Raw genomic sequence first — 17,085 nt, 5'->3', positions numbered from 1 at the left:
TGGTGAAAAGCTAGAACGCTCAGGGTTACCTACTTAGGGCCTTGGTGTTTTAGCTTTTCTTTTGCTTTATCCTTTCTCTCCCGCATGACGCACCTGCTTTCCTTGCTGCTGCAACTTCAGGTTGGCGACGCGGCACCCGCCGCTACGCCTGCCGCCGCTGCCGACTCCGCGGCTACGGCCGCCAACGCCGCTGCCGCCGCCGCCCCCGGCCTCTCGCTCATCGACCTGATTCTGGCCGGAGGCTGGATTATGGTGCCGCTGTTTCTGCTCTCCTTCGTTTCTATTTACATCATCCTGGAGCGCTACATCACCATCCGTAAGGCGGGGGCCGTGCCCGAGTCGTTTATGCCCGGCATCCGGAACCTGATGGTGAAAGGGGACCTGCAGGGGGCCAAAATGCTCTGCGCCCAAAACTCCACGCCCCTGGCCCGCATGATTGAGAAAGGTATCCGCCGGATTGGCCTGCCGCTTAAGGAAATCGAAACCAGCGTGGAAAACGTGGGCAAAATTGAAATTGCCCGCCTCGAGAAGAATATCAACGTGCTGGGCATTATTGCGGGCGTGGCCCCCATGCTCGGCTTCGTGGGTACCATCATCGGGGTTATCAAAATCTTCTACGCCATCAGCTCCACCGGCGACTTTGGCATTGCCCAGATTTCGGGTGGTCTGTACACGAAGATGGTGACCTCCGCGGCCGGCCTCATCGTGGGTATCATTGCCCACGTAGGCTACCACTGGCTCAGCATCATGGTGGAGCGCATGGTTTTTCGCATGGAAAACTCGGCCATCGAATTCATGGACATTCTTCAGGACAACTAGAGGTGAAATGGTGAAAGGTGAAGTTGTGAATTGACTACTAACTCATTTTACGCTTTTCTCTTTCACAACTTCACCTTTCACAATTTCACCGCATGGACCTCAGCCGGCGTCGTAAGCTTTCCTCCCACGTCGAGACGGGCTCGATGAACGACATCATGTTCTTTTTGATGCTGTTCTTCCTGATTGTGTCGACGATGGTGAACCCCAACATCATCAAGCTCATGCTGCCCAGCGCCAAAAGCAGCAAGCAGATGATGAAGCAGCCCATTACCGTGTCGGTGGATGCCAGCGGGGCGTATTTTATTGACCGCCAGCCCACCAGCGCCCAGCAGCTGGAGGGGGAATTGCAGCGCCGCATTCAGGGCCTGGAGAGCCCTACGGCCGTGCTGCGCGTAGATGCTTCCCTGAACGTGCAGAAGCTGGTGGACATCCTCGAAATCGGCAACCGCCTCAAGATTAAGATGGTGATGGCCACGCAGGCTCAGCAGGGGAAGTAGCGCAGTCATTGGACGTAAATGATAGCCCGTCATTCCGAGCGAAGGCGGAGCCGGAGCCGAGGAATCTCGCTCGTTAGTAATCTGATTACTTTGGCAACGTCAGCACGCGAGATTCCTCGGCTCCGGCTCCGCCTTCGCTCGGAATGACGTTCAGCAACCAACGAAAATCAACCATGGAATACCGGGAAGAACATCGGCGGGAGGCCCTGATTGGCACCGTGGTCCTGCACGCGGCCCTGGCGGCGCTGTTCATCTTCACCGTCTTCAAAGGCCCCGATCCGCCGCTGGAAGCCCTGGGTGGCGACGGGGTGGAACTAAACTACGGCGTGGACGAAGTCGGCTCGGGCGACATCCAGAGCCAGGCCCCGGCCAACGAGTCGCAGAACCGGGAGGACAGCCGCCCGCCCGCTGCCCAGCCCGACCCCACGCCCCCGCAGCCCACCGCCCAGCCCGACCCGACCCCACCCAGCGAGGCCCGGGTGGTGACCAGTGAGGCCGAGGAAAGCCCCGTAACGGCCCCTCCCGTTGAAAAACCCGCTCCGCCGCGCGAGGAAGTGAAGCCCGAACCACCCCGTCCCAAAGTGGACCAGCGGGCCGTGTTCACGCCCCGCGCTAACCGCGCCGAGGGCGGGGGCAACGGCGTGAACGGCACCAGCAACGCGCCCACCGGCAACAACAACGGCGACAACCCCGGTACCTTGGGCGACAAGGGCGACCCGCGCGGCACCTACGGCGGCACGGCCTACTCCGGCGAGCCGGGCAGCGGCGGCCGCGGCACCAGCCCCGGCAGCGGGGGGCTGGAAATGGCCGGCTGGGCCATCGTCAGCAAGCCCAGTGTGGCCGCGCTGGACAACAACTCGGGCTCCGTCCGCTTCAAAATCAAGATCAACGCTGATGGGGAAGTCGAGTCCGTGACGAAGGTATCCGGCACGGTATCGGCGGCCCAGGAACGGGCTTGCCGGGACGAGTTGCTGAAGCTGGAATTCCGCCGGACCAGCTCGGCGGAGGGTGGGGCTACCGGCTTCTACACCTTCCGCTTCACGGTGCGCTAGGGCGCGGCCAGGCCCATAGTGTGAAGCGCCGCTCCGGCAACGGGGTGGCGCTTTTGCGTTGCCAGGACTGCCGGGGAGTGGTGGAGTCGGCTACCTTTGCAGTCCACCCGCGTGTTTTCCCCGATGACTTACCAGCAAACCCTCGACTTTCTGTATCAGCAGCTGCCCATGTTCCAGCGGGTGGGCGAGGCGGGGTACAAGCCGGGGCTGGAACGCACCGAGGCGCTGGCCGCGGCCATGGGCAACCCCGAGCGGCGGCTGCGCTGCGTGCACGTGGCCGGCACTAACGGCAAAGGCAGCTCCAGTAACCTGCTGGCCGCCATTCTGCAGGCTGCCGGCTACAAGGTAGGCCTCTACACTTCGCCCCACCTCAAGGAATTCACGGAACGCATTAAAGTAAACGGCCAGGACCTGAACCCCGACTACTTGGTGCAGTGGGTAGCGCGCTGGCGGGGGCTGTTTGATGAGGTGCAGCCCTCGTTTTTTGAAATGTGCGTGGCCTTGTGTTTTGCCTATTTTGCCGAGCAGCAGGTGGACGTGGCTGTGGTGGAAGTGGGCCTGGGCGGGCGGCTTGACTCCACCAACATCATCCGGCCGCTGGTGTCGCTCATCACCAACATCAGCCTCGACCACCAGAACCTGCTGGGCGAAACGCTGCCGCTCATTGCGGCCGAAAAAGCCGGCATCATCAAGCCTGGCGTGCCCGCCATCATCAGCCAGACCCAGCTCGAGGTAGCCGACGTGTTCCGCCAAAAAGCCGCCGCCGAAGCAGCCCAGCTGCAGTTTGCCGACGAGCAGTTCCGGGTAGAGCTGACCCAGGAACCGGCCCCCGACGAGCCTACCCAGCGCCTTCAGGTGCTGCGCAACGAAGCGCCGTACCTTACTGACCTAGAGCTGGCCCTCGTGGGCGACTACCAGCGCCTGAACCTGCCTGGCGTACTGGCCGTGGTGGAGGAGTTGCGCGAACAGGGCTTTGCCATTCCGGAAGCGGCCGTGCGGGAGGGCCTGCGGGAAGTGCGGCAGTTAACTGGTTTTAAGGGCCGCTGGACCATTTTGGGGCGGCAGCCGCTGGTCGTGTGTGATACGGGCCACAACGAGGCGGGTATCCGCTTCATTACCGGGCAGCTGGCCCGGCTGCCGTACCGGCGCCTGCACATGGTGCTGGGCATGGTGAACGACAAGGACGTGAGCAAGATGCTGGCCCTGCTGCCCCGGGAGGCCACCTACTACTTCTGCCAGGCCAGCATTCCGCGGGCGTTGCCGGCCGACGAGCTGGCAGGGCGGGCCGCCGCATTGGGCCTGCGGGGCCGCGCGTATGGCCCGGTGCCGGCCGCCGTGGCCGCCGCCCGCGCCGCTGCCGCCCCGGATGATGTGGTCTTCATCGGGGGCAGTACCTTTGTGGTAGCGGAAATCGAGGAGCTGTAAAGTCGTTTTTCGTTTTTGGTTATTCGTTTTTCGTGGGCTGCAAGGCGCATCCACGGTTTACAACTACCAAAATCGAATGACGACCAACGAAAAACAAACAACCAAAAACGAATAGAGTGAGTCGAGTAAAACTGAAGCGCTTTGCCGATAATGCCGAACGGCCCGATGTAGTGGAACCCGGCAAGGCCACCTACCAGCAGTTGGGCGGCTGCTGGCAGCAGGCGTTCTTTCACAACCCGCATCCCATTACCCTGGAAGTGGGCTGTGGCAAGGGCGAGTACACTGTGGGCCTGGCCGAGCGGTACCCGGAGCGCAACTTCCTGGGGCTCGATATTAAGGGGGAAAGAATCTGGCGGGGCAGCACCCGGGCCGCGGCCCTGGGCCTGACAAACGTGGGCTTTATCCGCACCCGCGCCCACGACCTGCTCACGCATTTTGCCCCCGGCGAGCTGCATGAAATCTGGATTACCTTTCCTGACCCGCGCCCCCGCGACCGGGACATCAAACGTCGCCTCACCGCCCCGCGCTTCCTGGACTTGTACCAGCAGATTCTGCGCCCCGGCGGCCTGATTCACCTCAAAACCGACAACGAGGACCTGTTCGACTACTCCCTGGAAACCGTGCAGCAGCGCCCCGGTACTACCGTGGTAGCCCACACCAAGGACCTGTACGCCACGCCCGAGCTGCTCCCGCACGCCGAGGATATCCAAACTACCTTCGAGCGCAAATACCGCTCGGTAGGAGTGCCCATCAAGTATCTGCAGTTCCGGGTAAGCTAGGCTGTGCTTCGGCTCGCGTGCAAAGGGTACTGCTCTTTGGTTGCGGCTTGATTACCCGCTGGCGCGAGCCGAAGCACCGCTTCTGGGTACACGTTCTGGCGGTGGCCCGCCCCGCAGTGCGTGGCCTTTCCGTTTTTTACCAGCTGACTATTTATGCGCCCAGTTTCTATCCCCGATACCCTGCCGCTGTTCCCGGAGCTGGACCGCCTGCTGCTGGAGGTGCTGCGCAGCCTTGCCCCCGCTGATTGGCAGCGGCCCACGCTGGCCCCCGGTTGGACGGTGCAGGACGTGGCGCTGCACCTGCTGGATGGTAGCCTGCGCAGCCTCTCTTTGCTGCGGGATGGACACTTTGCCGGACCCGGTCCGGCCAGTGGAGCCTATGCCGATGTGGTGAGCTACCTGAACCACCTCAACCACTCCTGGGTGCAGGCGGGGCAGCGGCTGAGTCCGGTCGTGCTGCTGGGGTTGCTGGAATATAGCGGGCCCCAGTACACGGCCTTCCTGCAGCAGCTGAATCCCACTGCGCCGGCGGCGTTTTCAGTGGCCTGGGCAGGAGAGGAGCACTCCACCAATCATTTCCATATTGCCCGCGAGTACACCGAAAAGTGGCACCACCAGCAGCAGATCCGGCAGGCAGTGGGGCAGGAGGAGGCCTTGCTGCAGCCCAAGCTCTACCGGCCCTTTCTGGAAACCTGCCTGCAGGCCCTGCCGCACCATTACCGGGCGGTGGCGGCCCCCGCGGGTACTGTGGTGCAGGTGCAGCTGACGGGTACCGTGCCCATTACCTGGTTTTTGCACCGCACTTCCGCCGATTGGGAGCTGGGGCAGGGGTATACCGGTCCGGTAACGGGCCGCATTGAGCTGGCTGGGGCCGTGGCCTGGCGGCTGTTTACCAAAAGTCTGCCCCCGGCCGAGGCCGTACAATACCTGCAGCTGTATGGCCCGCCTGCTCTCACGCAGCCCATCTACTCGCTGCTCACGGTTATGGCCTAGCCCAAGCCCGACTGAAAAAAGTTGTACCCCGAACCAGGGCCCCAGCCCGCGTAAGCAGGGTATTGCCCTCCAGCGCAGGCCGAAGTCCAGCTTCAGGGTGCAGGCTCTTGCGGCTTGTGCTACTCCGTCTCTAACTGCTCAAATACGGCCTCCATTTCGTCGAAGTCGCGCAGGCCGGGCTTGATTTCGTCGCCGCCCTGCAGTACGATGCCCGCGGGCCGGACGGTATCGGCCAGCGTCCGCAGGGTATCGGGCGCAAAGCCGGCCCCAAGCCAGATGGTATACGTGCGGGCCTGCTCGGTGAGGCGCAGCATGGCGGCCGCATTGGGCAGGGGGAAGGGCGGGGTGGCCAGCACAAAGCCCTGGTAGTGCGGGGCCTGCTCCCGGAAGCGCAGGTCCACGTCTTCGGGCATCATATCGGGAATCCAGGAGGTCAGCTTGAGGGCCGGAACGGTCAGCTGGGCCAACTCGTCGGCGGGGCGGCGGCGGTGTAGCAGCACCGCCTGCAAGCCACATTGCTGAACCAGGGCGTTGATTTCAGCCACAGGCAGGGTGTCGAACTCGCCAATGAGCTGCACACCGGCCACCCAGCCGCTGAGCTCCTGCATGGCCTCGGGAGTCAGGTAGTCAGCAAAAGCCGGGTCGAGCCGAAACGTAAGCGAATCGGCCCCCATGCCGGCACAGTACCGGGCATCCGACAGGTTATTGATGCCGCGCACCATCACGGGAACTAGCAAAGCCATAAGCAAAACAAATAAGAAGGGTCTGAGGAAAGCAAGCCGGCCTGCCGGCATTGCGCCTGCAATATTCGGGGAAATGAGTTGATAGTTGTCGTCCGCGCAACTCTCTGCGAACCTATACCGGAACAGCCTAACGCAAACCGGCTCTTTGCGAGCAGACGACAGCTGAAGGATGACCGCACCTCCAGCCCAACAACCAGCAACTAACAACTACCAACCGAGTATCTTTGCATATTCGGCCGGAACCTTTCACGCTTCGGGCGCAATTTGATTCACGTATGAATACAACGAAAGGACGGGTGCTCGTCGCCATGAGCGGCGGCATCGACAGCTCCGTGGCAGCCGTAATGCTGCACGAGCAAGGGTATGAGGTGGTCGGGATGACCATGAAAACCTGGGATTACGCCTCGGCGGGCGGCAGCAAGAAGGAAACCGGCTGCTGCTCCCTCGACAGCATCAACGATGCCCGGCAGATTGCCGTGGAACTGGGCTTCCCACACTACATCATCGACATCCGCGACGAATTCGGCGACTTTGTTATCAGCAACTTCACCGAGGAATACCTGGCCGGGCGCACGCCCAACCCCTGCGTGCTTTGTAACACTCACATCAAGTGGGATGCCCTGCTGCGCCGCGCTGACCAGCTGGGCTGCGAGTTCATTGCCACCGGCCACTACGCCCAGGTGCGCCACGAAAATGGCCGCTACGTCATCAGCAAGGGCCTCGATGATAATAAGGACCAAAGCTACGCTCTCTGGGGCGTAACCCAGGAGAGCCTGGCCCGCACGTTGTTCCCGCTGGGCCAGCTGCGCAAAACGGCCATCTACGACTTCGCCCGGGAACGGGGCTTTACCGAGCTGGTGAACAAGCCCGAGAGCTACGAAATCTGCTTTATTCCGGATAACGACTACCGCGGCTTTCTGCGCCGCCGGGTGCCGGGCCTGGAGGAGCGCGTGGCCGGGGGCGAGTTTGTGCTGCGCGACGGCACAGTGGTAGGCAAGCACGAGGGCTACCCGTTTTACACTATCGGGCAGCGCAAGGGGCTGGGTGTGGCGCTGGGCTTTCCGGCCTACGTAACGGCCATTGACCCCGAAACCAACCGGGTGGTGCTCGGCAACTTCGATGATCTGGCCAGCACCCGCACGGTGGTGGGCAAGCTCAATATGGGCAAATACGCTTCCCTGGAAGGCCGCGGCCTGGTGCCCAGCACCACCAAAATCCGCTACAACCACGACGGCTCCCCGGCCTTCCTGGAACAGAAGGGAGACAAAATCTTCGTGTACTTCGAGGAGGCTGTGCACGCCGTGACGCCCGGCCAGGCCGCCGTGTTCTACGACGGGCAGGATGTACTGGGCGGCGGCTGGATTGAGCGCCACACCATCGGCGAAATTCCTGAGCCCTCCGTGGCGGTGGTGGCCGGCTAACTCAGCTTGCCGTGTGTATTTACACAATACAAGGTGGCCCCGACGTTAACCGGGGCCGCCTTGTATTAGCGGAGTAACCCTGCAGATAGGTGGAACGGAGGAGGGTGAGCGTCCGTTTAAAATCTATCAGTTAACGTTCCGCAAACCGTTGCTACTTTCAGACTATTAATTGACCCCGATGAAAAAGAAATATACTGGTTATACCCGACGGGCTGCCCGTTGGCTGCTTTCAGGCACTTTGCTGGCCGCCATGCTGGTTGGCTGTCAGAATGAGACAGAGATACTACCTAATCCGGGCCCCGAATATTACCCCTTGGAGGTGGGTACCTACCGTATTTACGAGGTAGCGGACACCAGTTGGAACAATAATGTGCCGAAGGCGAGTCGCTTTCAATTCCGGGAGCAGGTAGCCGCCGAGCTTAGTCCTGATGCCACGGGACGGCCGGTGTATCAGGTTGTACGCTCCCGCCGGGCCACAGCCACGGATGCCTGGGCAGTTGACTCAATTCTGACCGTAACGGTTGCCCCCCAATACATTGCGGAGCAGCGTAACAACCGAGGCTCGGTAGAGCTGGTGTTTCCGGTGGCGGAGGGCAAGGCGTGGAATACCAATGCTTTCTACTCTCCTGATACTTCCCGGACGGTCAACCGGGAGCCTAATCGTTTTTACACGCAGGTAGATCAGCCATTCAGCATCACGCGGGCTGGCAAAACGTACGCCTACGAATCAACCATTACGACGCTCAACGACGTTAAATTTGATGTTAACATCTTTTACTATACAGTTAAGCGCACCACGTTTGCCAAAAATGTCGGGCCGGTTTATCGGGTTCGGCGGCGACTAATCTATTGCGGAAGCGGCAACTGCACGCCTAATCCTGCTTTCATCTACCAAGGCCAGTCGCGCAGTGAGGTATTGATTGAAAGCGGCAGGTAGGCGCTACCGCCCTTAGCCTCAGCCCGAAGCCCCGCTGGATATAGTAATTTCAGCGGGGCTTCGGGTTTTGTTACCCACCCCGCCACCTGGCAAAACGTGCCGGAGCCTGTGAATTCCCCGGATTCGTTTGTATCTTCCGGCACGTCAATTCGTGCTCCGAATGGTTCTATCCCGTTTTCTGCTTGCTGCTGGTCTGAGCGTACCAGCTTTTGTTGCGCTGGCCGCTGGCCCTGGTCCTCAGCTACCGGCGGGCACTCCCGCCAAAACGGCTGGTACCGTGCGCAAACACTTAGTCTACTTCAAGGACAAAGCCGGTACTCCCTACACGGTTTCTCAGCCCCAGGCGTTTCTCTCGGCCCGGGCCATTCAGCGGCGCCAACGCCAGAACATTGCCGTGCTACCGCGCGACTTGCCGGTGTCGCCGGCGTATGTACAGCAGGTGAAGGCGGTGGCCGGGGCACAGCTCTGGTACACGTCGCGCTGGTTTAACGCCGCCATTGTGGCCTGCGACTCGGCCACGCTCCAGCAGGTGCAGGCCCTGCCCTGCGTACGCTCGGCCCAAACCCTCAACCGCGGGGTAGCGGGTACCCGCAAGCCGAAAGGCGACGATGCCGATGAGCCCTTAGCCCTGGAGCGCGGCACCCGCAGCCAATATGGCAAAGCTTTCACCCAGGCCCAGATGCTGGGCGCAGTGCAAATGCACGATGCCGGTTTCCGGGGCGAAGGCATGCAGATTGCCGTATTCGATGCCGGTTTTCCGGGGGTGAACACGGCGTCCCAGTTTGCTGGTATTTTCCAGGACCAGCGGCTGGCCAGTACCTTTAATGTAGTGGAGAAAACCACGCAGGTATTCCAGCGCGACAGTCATGGTACGCACTGTTTATCCACGATAGGGGGTAACCAGTCGGGCCTGTATATCGGTACGGCCCCCAAAGCTACTTTCCGCCTGTTTATTACGGAGGATATTTTCTCGGAGCATCCGGTAGAGGAAGCAAACTGGCTGATTGCCGCCGAAAAAGCCGACTCGGCCGGAGTAGATATCATCAGCTCCTCACTGGGCTACAGCACCTTTGATTATCCTTCCGTTGACTACACTTACGCCAACATGAACGGCCGTACGGCGCTATCTACGCGGGCGGCCACTGTGGCCGCGCGGGTGGGCATGGTAGTGGTGAGCTCAGCAGGCAACGAAGGCAACAACAACTGGCGCTACATCACCGCCCCGGCCGATGCTGATTCTATTCTGACGGTAGGGGCTACCGATTCTCTATCCGTGGTGGCCGGGTTCAGCTCCCGGGGGCCTACCGCCGATGGCCGCATCAAGCCGAACCTGGCGGCAATGGGTGTGCAAACGGCCATAGTTACGCCTAGCGGGGTGGTGGCCCGGGGCAACGGTACCTCGTATTCCTGCCCGGTGCTGGCCGGAATGGTTGCCGGCTTCTGGCAGGCTAACCCTACGCTCACGGCCCAGCAGGTAATTGGCTTCCTGCAGCGTTCCGGCACCCGTGCCCTCACCCCCAACGACGACATTGGCTACGGCATTCCCAACTTTGTGCGGGCCTATAACCTGGCCAACCCCGGGGCCCCGCTGGCCGCCGCTCCGCCCGCACCCCGCCAGGATTTGCTTATCTACCCCAATCCCAGCAAAGACGATGAGCTGTACTTGCAGCTCGCCGTTGATTTTCAGTCGACGCCCCTGCAGGTGCGCATCTTTGATGCCCGCGGCGCTCTGGTAGCGGAGCAGCGAATTGCTCCCACCTCGGCCGCCGCCGTGCGCCTGCAGCCTGGCGTGCTGACGAAGGGCGTATATACCTGCCGCGTCAGCAATGGCCGCGAGCAACGCACGGTACGATTCGTAAAGCTGTAACGGCCTAGCTCACATCTTTTCACCCAAAAAAAGCAGGCTGCGTCGGCCTGCTTTTTTTGGGTGAAAAGATATTTTACTAAATTATTTAGCTTGGTTTATGAAGGCAAATATTTTTAGTAAATTGGCAATGATTTACCAGTTGCCTATGTTGTCAGGCAGTACCTCACTCTCCCAATTTCATTTCTAACTTTCTCTCCCATGCTTCAAATGATGGTCACCAAGCGCTTGGGTAAGCGCCAGTTTCATTTTACCGTACAAGGTGCCAACTTTCATGAAGTAGTAGCCGAGTACGACCGGCTGAGCTTCCCGGACGTGGCCAAATGCGGCCTCTGCGGCTCCGATAATCTGGATTTGACTGCCCGCGTGGCCCAGGATAAGTTTAAGTACACCTCCCTTAAATGCTTAGACTGCCGCGGCGACGTCACGTTTGGGAAGCGGCAGGACGACGACCAGACGGTATTTCTGCGCAAAACCGAAGACGGCAAGCTCGACTGGCGCGTGTGGGACAAAGAGCCGGCTACCAAGTAGGCAGCGGGTCCCGGCCCGGCCTTGTGTCGGATCAGATAATTTTTTGGAGCCTCTGTACGGGTTCAGGCAGTGCATACGTTCAGGAGCAGGGGCTCCGCAGCGTAGCCAGGGGCCTCCGTACGGAGGCTCCGGCTTTGGTAGGCGGCTGCCCTGCTCGTACTCATCATTTCCAGGCCGGTTTCAGTTATGCGCGGTTATTCAGTTACTTTCGCGCTATGAACTCAACCCGTCGTATGGCGCCGTTGCTGGCGCCCTCGCTTCTTGCCGCCGACTTTGGTAATCTGCAATTTGAAACAGAGCGCCTGGCCGCCTCCGCCGCCGACTGGTTGCACTTCGATGTAATGGACGGCCGGTTTGTACCAAACATCTCGTTCGGGATTCCGGTGCTACAGGCCGTACATCGCCATGCCAAGCAACCCATCGATGTGCACCTGATGATTGAGGAGCCTCAGCACTATCTCAGTGCCTTCCGCGACGCCGGGGCTGCCAACATTACGGTCCATTACGAAGCCTGCCCCCACCTGCACCGGGTTGTGCAGCAAATCAGGCAGCTGGGCTGCCGCGCCGGGGTAGCCCTCAATCCACACACGCCGGTGAGCGTGCTGGAAGACATTGCCCCCGACCTGGATCTGGTACTGATTATGTCGGTGAATCCCGGTTTTGGCGGGCAGGCCTTTATTCCGAACACACTCCGGAAGGTAGCGGCGCTGAAAGAGCTGCTGGTCGATTGTGGCTCGGAGGCGTTAATTGAAATTGACGGGGGCGTAACCCTGGACAATGCCCAGGCCCTGGTGGATGCCGGCGCCGATGCGCTGGTGGCTGGCTCGTTCGTGTTCAGCTCACCCGACCCCGTGGCCACCCTGGCCCAGATGCGGCAGCAGCTGACCGCCTCTGCCGAACAGCAGGATTTTCGTTAACCCACTGCGGATGCCACAATTTTTCCGCGCTCAATCGGCCCTCTGGCTCCGGTTGCTGTTCTCGCCCCGGCCGGTTGCCCTGGCCGTTGTGCTGACTGCTGGCCTCAGCTCGGCCACCGTACGGGCCCAGCAAACTGCCCGGGTGCTGGTAACAGGTACCGTGCGCGACGCGGCTGGGCAGCCGCTGGAGCAGGTAGCCGTGGGGGTGGAGGGTATGCCCGGCGGGAGCAGCACCGACGACCGGGGCCGCTTTGCCCTGAATGTAGTGCGGCCGCTCGGCGGCAAAGCCCCCGTCCTGGTGATCCGGCGGCTGGGCTACCGTACCGAGCGGGTGGTGCTGGACCTGGGTAGCCAGCGGGAATTGGCCCTGACCATGCAGGAAGACAGCCGGGCCCTGGGCAACGTGACGGTTCGGGGGCGCTCCGATGCAACGGATACCCGCGAGCAGGTAAGCATTCTGCAGCTGGAGCCACGAACGGCCAAGGAAATTCCCTCTCCGTTCGGCGACTTTTCGGCCGTACTGAAAACCCTGCCGGGTGTAGCCAGCACCAACGAGCTGACCAGTACCTATTCGGTGCGGGGCGGTAACTACGAAGAAAACCTGGTGTACGTAAATGGGTTTGAGGTGTACCGCCCGTTTCTGGTAACGGCGGCAGCGCAGGAAGGCCTCAGCTTCATCAACCCCGACCTGGTGAGCAGGGTAGAGTTTTCCACTGGGGGCTGGCAGCCGAAATATGGGGACAAGCTTTCCTCGGTGCTCAATATCGAGTACAAGCAGCCCCTGCAATTTGAGGGTTCGGCTACGGCCAGCCTGGTAGGCGGAACGGTGCACGCCGGGGCGGCTTCGGCCAATAAGCGGGTAAGCTACCTGGCCGGGGTGCGCTACAAAAATGCCACCTACGTGTTCAACTCTCTGCAGCAGCAGCAAGGGCGCTACAACCCCACATTCTACGATGGGCAAAGCCTGATTACCGTGAATCTGGGTCCTAAGGATAACCTGGAGCGTACCTCGCTGGGCGTGTTCACGACCCTATCCCATAACGACTTTCGCTTTAATCCGGAAAGTGGTCAGAGCACATTCAGTACGGCCACCAATCAGCTTTCCCGCCTCTACATTGGCTACGCTGGCCAGGAGCGGATGCAGTATGATATGTATCAGGGCGGGCTCAACCTGCGCCACAACGTGGGGCGCAACCTGCGGCTGGAGTTGCTGGCGGGGCTGCTGTACTCGCGCGAGTTTGAGTACCGCGACGTAGAGGCCGCCTACAGCATTGCCGAAATCAACCGGGACCAGAATTCCCCCGATTTTGGCTCCGATATCAACCGCCGGGGCATTGGCTCCCGGTTCCAGCACTCGCGCAACAACCTCACGGCGCGGATTGGCACCCTAGAAACCCGCGGCACCTGGACGCCCGGGGAGCGAAGCACCGTGCGCTGGGGTGCGAAAGTAGGCCGGGAGCGAATTCAGGATGCGCTGAACGAGTACAGCTTCACGGATTCTGCCGATTTTGTGCCCGACTCCCGCCGGACCCGGCTACTCTCGGAGTTGAACCTGGAAAGTACCCGCACCCAGGGCTACCTGCAGCATACCCTCCGCTTCGACTCGCTGCGTACCCTCACGTACGGGGCTCGCATGAGTTACTGGACCGTAAACGGACAAGTTACCTGGAGTCCGCGGGTGCAATATGCTTTCACCAGCGCCCGCAACCCCCGCATATCGTGGAAGGCTGCCGCGGGCGTGTACCATCAGCCGCCCTTCTACCGGGAGCTGCGTTACCAGACCGGGGCTCCACAAAGCCAGGAGGGCGCCCTGAACCTGAACCTGCGGGCCCAACGCTCCCTGCACGTAATTGTGGGCAATGAGCTGCGCTTTACCCAGTGGGGGCGCCCGTTTCGTTTTACCAGCGAGGCCTACTACAAATACCTCACCGATGTGGTACCCTATGACATCGACAACGTGCGGCTGCGCTATTCCGCCAAAAACGAAGCCCGGGCCTATGCCGCCGGCCTCGATGCCCGGGTAAGCGGGGAATTTATTCCCGGTACCGAGTCGTGGTTTAGTCTGGGGGTACTGACTACCCGCGAAAACCTCGCTGCTGACTCGCTCAACATCTTCGATGAAAACGGCAATGTTACCGGCCGTACGCCCAAAGGCTACATCCGCCGGCCCTCCGACCAACGGCTGAATCTGGGAGTGTTCCTGCAGGATAATCTGCCCGGCAATCCTTCGGTGAAGGGCTACGTGAATCTGGTATTTGGCACAGGCCTGCCATTCAGCCCGCCCGATGCACCCGATCTGCGTGGTACCAGCAAGCTCACCCGCTCCTACAAGCGCGCCGATTTGGGTTTCACTAAGGTACTCAGCCTGCGTACTGCGGTGGAGCAGGCCAACGGACCGGCGGTACAGCTACAATCCCTCTGGATGAGCCTGGAAGTGCTGAATGTACTGGGGGCTGATAACCTGGCTGGCTATAACTACATCCAGGATCTGAACGGTCGCCTGTATTCGGTGCCAAACTTCCTGTCGCGCCGCCTGGTGAACCTGCGCGTTATTGCCCGTTTCTAAGCCGCAGCAGATGACTTCGTTTTGCTGCTGGTAATGCGGCGGAATGTAGTTTCCAGTCGAATCATCAATAGGCCTTAGCCTGCCACTCGGTAAGGGCAATGCGCATGTTGGGCAGCTGCGACTTAAAGGCGGCATCTTCTTTGTCTCCCAATTTAATAGCCTTGCGAGCATACACAATAGCCGTCCCGAAATCCTGCTGCTGAGCCAGCAAACGGGCTTTAATCCAGTTGTTGGAAGCGGTATCCTGTAGCTTCAGCGACTCGTTGATCCAGGTGAGGGCGCGCTCTGGCTGAATGTTGTTTTGGACCAGATAATCGGCCGCCTGGGCCAGCAGCTGCCAGTCGTTGGGCTGTTGCTCCAGCACCTGCTCGATGCCGGCCAGCACCTGTTTATGCACCTCCGTTTCAATGGGCAGGGTGAGGGTGCGCTTTTCCCAGGTCAGGTTTAAGTGAGCTCCCGTAGGTTTCACATCCGAAAACCAGTACAGCAGATTCTCGTGAAACGCGGTCGTTTCGGGCATTACCGGCACCCGAATTATATCGTCGCGCTGGTCGTACCCTTCGGCACCCCAGTGCGTGGTAACGCGGTTCAGAATCAACTCCCAATCCCGATCCTGGTGGGGCACTACGTAGAAGGAATACTGCCCGGCCGGAACTAGCTGTTCGCGTAGGAGCACGGGCGTTGAGAAGCGGATGAGTGTGTTTTCGTTGGCTCCGGCCCGCCATACCTGTTCGTAGGGGACCAGTGTGCCCCACACGTTGCGGCCCCGTACGGCCGGGGCATGGTATTCAACCGTAGCCTCAGTCAGGCCAAATGTTTGGGAAACCACAGCCCGTGGGCTTGCCTGGGGCAAGGGCAACTGTAGTGTGGGGGCCAGAGTGCCAGCAGCCGGAGCAACCGGTTGAACAGGAACCGAAGTGGTAGCAGGCAAGTTACCCGGCGCGGCTGGGGAAGAGGTAGCCGGAACAGGTGGGTTGGATGGGGCGGGAGTAACCGGAGCCGCAGAGCTGGGTGCCCCGGTCTGGGCTTGCGCCAGGATGGCCCAACCGCTGAGGCATAACCCAATACCCAAGCGGGCAGCCAGCAAGCGGATAGAATACATAGGCAATGGCAATAGGAATGAGCAAAACAACGGCCGGCACTACTCCGGAAGTCAGGTCATCCGTAACAATAGTGCCAGAAAATCGGTAACAGGAAGCAGAAACCACAAAGGTCCGGCTTTCAGGTAAAATTTTGATGAAAAAGTTTTCATCCTGCCAGTCTCCCCGTACATTTGCCTCGCTACTCTCCAGCCCCGTATGGATTTCTCCGCGCTGATATTCACCTCTACGAGCCTCCCGGCCGCTTTTGCGGGCCGCCAGGCTGAGGTACGCGCGTCTGAGACCCAGCATCATCACCATCACGGGCATCATTCCTCTTTCTAGAGGAATGTACGCATCATATTGACCCCGTTGGGCGAGCTGCAACCAGCTCCCCGGTCCCCAAAACATGGTGACCCAGCCGCAATATGGCCTTTTCCAACGCCAGGGTCCACTTCCCCGTTTCCCCAAGACTTAGTTTTGAATTACGATTACGTTCTGGCTAAAATGGCCAATTCATAACTCCTAATTCATAATTCCTAATTCAAAGAATATGCTCCGTCTGGCCATCCAGAAATCGGGCCGCTTAAGCGAAGATTCCCTGAACCTGATTCGGGAATGCGGCATTAGCTTCCTCTCGGCTTCCTACAAGCTCAAAACCGAAGCCACCAACTTTCCCCTCGAAATCCTCTACCTGCGCGACGACGACATTCCCGGCTACGTGCAGGATGGCGTGGCCGACCTGGGCATTGTGGGACAGAACGTGCTGGTAGAAGCCGGCTTTCCCACCCTGGAAGTAGAAGGCCTGGGCTTCAGCAAGTGCCGCCTGAGCCTGGCCGTGCCCCGCGCCGCAACTTACAATTCCATTGAGGATTTGCAGGGCGTGAACATTGCCACCTCGTACCCCCAGATTCTGGGCCAGTACCTCACGGAGCGCGGGGTGAAAGCCAATCTGCACACCATCAGCGGCTCGGTGGAAATTGCCCCCAGCATCGGGCTGGCCGAAGCCATCTGCGACATTGTGAGCAGCGGCTCCACGCTGCTCGGCAACGGCCTGCGCGAGGTGGAAACCGTGTTCCGCTCGGAAGCTGTGCTCATTGCCAACCAGAGCCTGAGCGCCGAAAAGCGGGAGCTGTTGGAGCAGCTGCAGTTCCGGATGCAGGCCGTGCGCCGCGCCCGCCGCAACAAGTACATCCTGCTCAACGCCCCCGTGGCCTCGCTGGATGCGGTAAAGTCCCTGCTGCCCGGCATCAAGTCGCCCACCGTGACGCCCCTGGCCGAGGAAGGCTGGGTGTCGGTGCAGTCGGTGGTGAACGAGGACGATTTCTGGCACATCACCAGCCAGCTCAAAGCCGTCGGCGCCGAAGGCATCCTGGTACTCCCAATTGAGAAAATGATTTCCTGATTAGTGCTCAGTTGTTAGTGCTTAGTGCCTAGTAAATGGGTTTTGAAATACTAAGCA

At 60.4% G+C, this 17,085-nt stretch carries 15 protein-coding genes; 13 read left to right on the top strand and 2 right to left on the bottom strand.

Going from position 1 to position 17,085, the window contains the following annotated elements; translation table 11 throughout:
• The first annotated feature begins 84 nt into the window (after positions 1–84).
• The 6 genes from EI290_RS17470 (at position 85) to EI290_RS17445 (ending at position 5,565) form a co-directional block, all read left to right on the top strand.
• On the top strand, positions 85–819 hold the full coding sequence (locus tag EI290_RS17470; protein WP_125432959.1) for a MotA/TolQ/ExbB proton channel family protein: 735 nt from the start codon (positions 85–87) through the stop codon (positions 817–819).
• 92 nt (positions 820–911) lie between these two features.
• Positions 912–1,316, top strand: coding sequence for an ExbD/TolR family protein (locus tag EI290_RS17465; RefSeq protein ID WP_125432958.1), 405 nt, complete (start codon positions 912–914; stop codon positions 1,314–1,316).
• A 173-nt stretch (positions 1,317–1,489) separates the two neighbouring features.
• Entirely contained in the window at positions 1,490–2,368 is an 879-nt protein-coding gene (locus tag EI290_RS17460) for a hypothetical protein (RefSeq protein WP_125432957.1), read from the top strand.
• A 123-nt stretch (positions 2,369–2,491) separates the two neighbouring features.
• Positions 2,492–3,793 carry a bifunctional folylpolyglutamate synthase/dihydrofolate synthase gene (locus tag EI290_RS17455; RefSeq protein ID WP_125432956.1) on the top strand — a complete coding sequence of 434 codons (1,302 nt, stop codon included), beginning with the start codon at positions 2,492–2,494 and terminating at the stop codon, positions 3,791–3,793.
• Positions 3,794–3,909: 116 nt separating this feature from the next.
• On the top strand, positions 3,910–4,572 hold the full coding sequence (gene trmB, locus EI290_RS17450) for a tRNA (guanosine(46)-N7)-methyltransferase TrmB (protein WP_125432955.1): 663 nt from the start codon (positions 3,910–3,912) through the stop codon (positions 4,570–4,572).
• A gap of 153 nt (positions 4,573–4,725) precedes the next feature.
• Positions 4,726–5,565 (top strand): maleylpyruvate isomerase N-terminal domain-containing protein, encoded by an 840-nt coding sequence (locus tag EI290_RS17445; protein WP_125432954.1) that lies wholly within the window; start codon positions 4,726–4,728, stop codon positions 5,563–5,565.
• Between the two features lie 119 nt (positions 5,566–5,684).
• Here EI290_RS17445 and EI290_RS17440 read toward each other — a convergent pair whose 3' ends face one another.
• Entirely contained in the window at positions 5,685–6,308 is a 624-nt protein-coding gene (locus EI290_RS17440) for a beta/alpha barrel domain-containing protein (RefSeq protein WP_185817059.1), read from the bottom strand.
• Between the two features lie 275 nt (positions 6,309–6,583).
• Here EI290_RS17440 and mnmA point away from each other — a divergent pair, with 275 nt between their 5' ends.
• The 6 genes from mnmA to EI290_RS17410 all read left to right on the top strand — a co-directional run bounded on the left by mnmA (position 6,584) and on the right by EI290_RS17410 (position 14,544).
• Positions 6,584–7,729, top strand: coding sequence for a tRNA 2-thiouridine(34) synthase MnmA (gene mnmA / locus EI290_RS17435; RefSeq protein WP_125432952.1), 1,146 nt, complete (start codon positions 6,584–6,586; stop codon positions 7,727–7,729).
• Positions 7,730–7,907: 178 nt separating this feature from the next.
• Positions 7,908–8,666 (top strand): hypothetical protein, encoded by a 759-nt coding sequence (locus EI290_RS17430; RefSeq protein ID WP_125432951.1) that lies wholly within the window; start codon positions 7,908–7,910, stop codon positions 8,664–8,666.
• A 160-nt stretch (positions 8,667–8,826) separates the two neighbouring features.
• Positions 8,827–10,533: a S8 family serine peptidase gene (locus tag EI290_RS17425; protein WP_125432950.1), complete on the top strand. Its 1,707-nt coding sequence runs from the start codon at positions 8,827–8,829 to the stop codon at positions 10,531–10,533.
• A 198-nt stretch (positions 10,534–10,731) separates the two neighbouring features.
• The gene (locus tag EI290_RS17420) at positions 10,732–11,061 is read left to right on the top strand and encodes a hypothetical protein (RefSeq protein ID WP_125432949.1); all 330 of its coding nucleotides are present in this window, start codon (positions 10,732–10,734) and stop codon (positions 11,059–11,061) included.
• A gap of 215 nt (positions 11,062–11,276) precedes the next feature.
• The gene (gene rpe / locus EI290_RS17415; RefSeq protein ID WP_394343534.1) at positions 11,277–11,978 is read left to right on the top strand and encodes a ribulose-phosphate 3-epimerase; all 702 of its coding nucleotides are present in this window, start codon (positions 11,277–11,279) and stop codon (positions 11,976–11,978) included.
• A gap of 10 nt (positions 11,979–11,988) precedes the next feature.
• Positions 11,989–14,544 carry a TonB-dependent receptor gene (locus tag EI290_RS17410; protein ID WP_125432948.1) on the top strand — a complete coding sequence of 852 codons (2,556 nt, stop codon included), beginning with the start codon at positions 11,989–11,991 and terminating at the stop codon, positions 14,542–14,544.
• A gap of 64 nt (positions 14,545–14,608) precedes the next feature.
• Here the strand turns inward: EI290_RS17410 and EI290_RS17405 are convergent, their stop codons facing one another.
• A complete protein-coding gene (locus tag EI290_RS17405; RefSeq protein WP_125432947.1) occupies positions 14,609–15,646 on the bottom strand; it encodes a DUF2911 domain-containing protein in 1,038 nt (345 codons plus the stop codon).
• A 530-nt stretch (positions 15,647–16,176) separates the two neighbouring features.
• On the opposite strand from EI290_RS17405, the gene hisG reads away from it, so the two are divergent.
• Positions 16,177–17,028, top strand: coding sequence for an ATP phosphoribosyltransferase (gene hisG, locus EI290_RS17400; protein ID WP_125432946.1), 852 nt, complete (start codon positions 16,177–16,179; stop codon positions 17,026–17,028).
• Positions 17,029–17,085 lie beyond the last annotated feature (57 nt).

The sequence above is a fragment of the Hymenobacter metallilatus genome (genome assembly GCF_003944705.1).
GTDB classification, from domain to species: domain Bacteria; phylum Bacteroidota; class Bacteroidia; order Cytophagales; family Hymenobacteraceae; genus Hymenobacter; species Hymenobacter metallilatus.
This window is presented reverse-complemented; position numbering and strand designations above follow the sequence as displayed.

What these genes read in the sequence shown, in the direction of transcription:
- EI290_RS17470 (WP_125432959.1), top strand. Translation starts at nt 85, where the DNA reads ATGACGCACCTGCTTTCCTTGCTGCTGCAACTTCAGGTTGGCGACGCG.
- EI290_RS17465 (WP_125432958.1), top strand. Translation starts at nt 912, where the DNA reads ATGGACCTCAGCCGGCGTCGTAAGCTTTCCTCCCACGTCGAGACGGGC.
- EI290_RS17460 (WP_125432957.1), top strand. Translation starts at nt 1,490, where the DNA reads ATGGAATACCGGGAAGAACATCGGCGGGAGGCCCTGATTGGCACCGTG.
- EI290_RS17455 (WP_125432956.1), top strand. Translation starts at nt 2,492, where the DNA reads ATGACTTACCAGCAAACCCTCGACTTTCTGTATCAGCAGCTGCCCATG.
- EI290_RS17445 (WP_125432954.1), top strand. Translation starts at nt 4,726, where the DNA reads ATGCGCCCAGTTTCTATCCCCGATACCCTGCCGCTGTTCCCGGAGCTG.
- EI290_RS17440 (WP_185817059.1), bottom strand. Translation starts at nt 6,308, where the DNA reads ATGGCTTTGCTAGTTCCCGTGATGGTGCGCGGCATCAATAACCTGTCG.
- mnmA (WP_125432952.1), top strand. Translation starts at nt 6,584, where the DNA reads ATGAATACAACGAAAGGACGGGTGCTCGTCGCCATGAGCGGCGGCATC.
- EI290_RS17430 (WP_125432951.1), top strand. Translation starts at nt 7,908, where the DNA reads ATGAAAAAGAAATATACTGGTTATACCCGACGGGCTGCCCGTTGGCTG.
- EI290_RS17425 (WP_125432950.1), top strand. Translation starts at nt 8,827, where the DNA reads ATGGTTCTATCCCGTTTTCTGCTTGCTGCTGGTCTGAGCGTACCAGCT.
- EI290_RS17420 (WP_125432949.1), top strand. Translation starts at nt 10,732, where the DNA reads ATGCTTCAAATGATGGTCACCAAGCGCTTGGGTAAGCGCCAGTTTCAT.
- rpe (WP_394343534.1), top strand. Translation starts at nt 11,277, where the DNA reads ATGAACTCAACCCGTCGTATGGCGCCGTTGCTGGCGCCCTCGCTTCTT.
- EI290_RS17410 (WP_125432948.1), top strand. Translation starts at nt 11,989, where the DNA reads ATGCCACAATTTTTCCGCGCTCAATCGGCCCTCTGGCTCCGGTTGCTG.
- EI290_RS17405 (WP_125432947.1), bottom strand. Translation starts at nt 15,646, where the DNA reads ATGTATTCTATCCGCTTGCTGGCTGCCCGCTTGGGTATTGGGTTATGC.
- hisG (WP_125432946.1), top strand. Translation starts at nt 16,177, where the DNA reads ATGCTCCGTCTGGCCATCCAGAAATCGGGCCGCTTAAGCGAAGATTCC.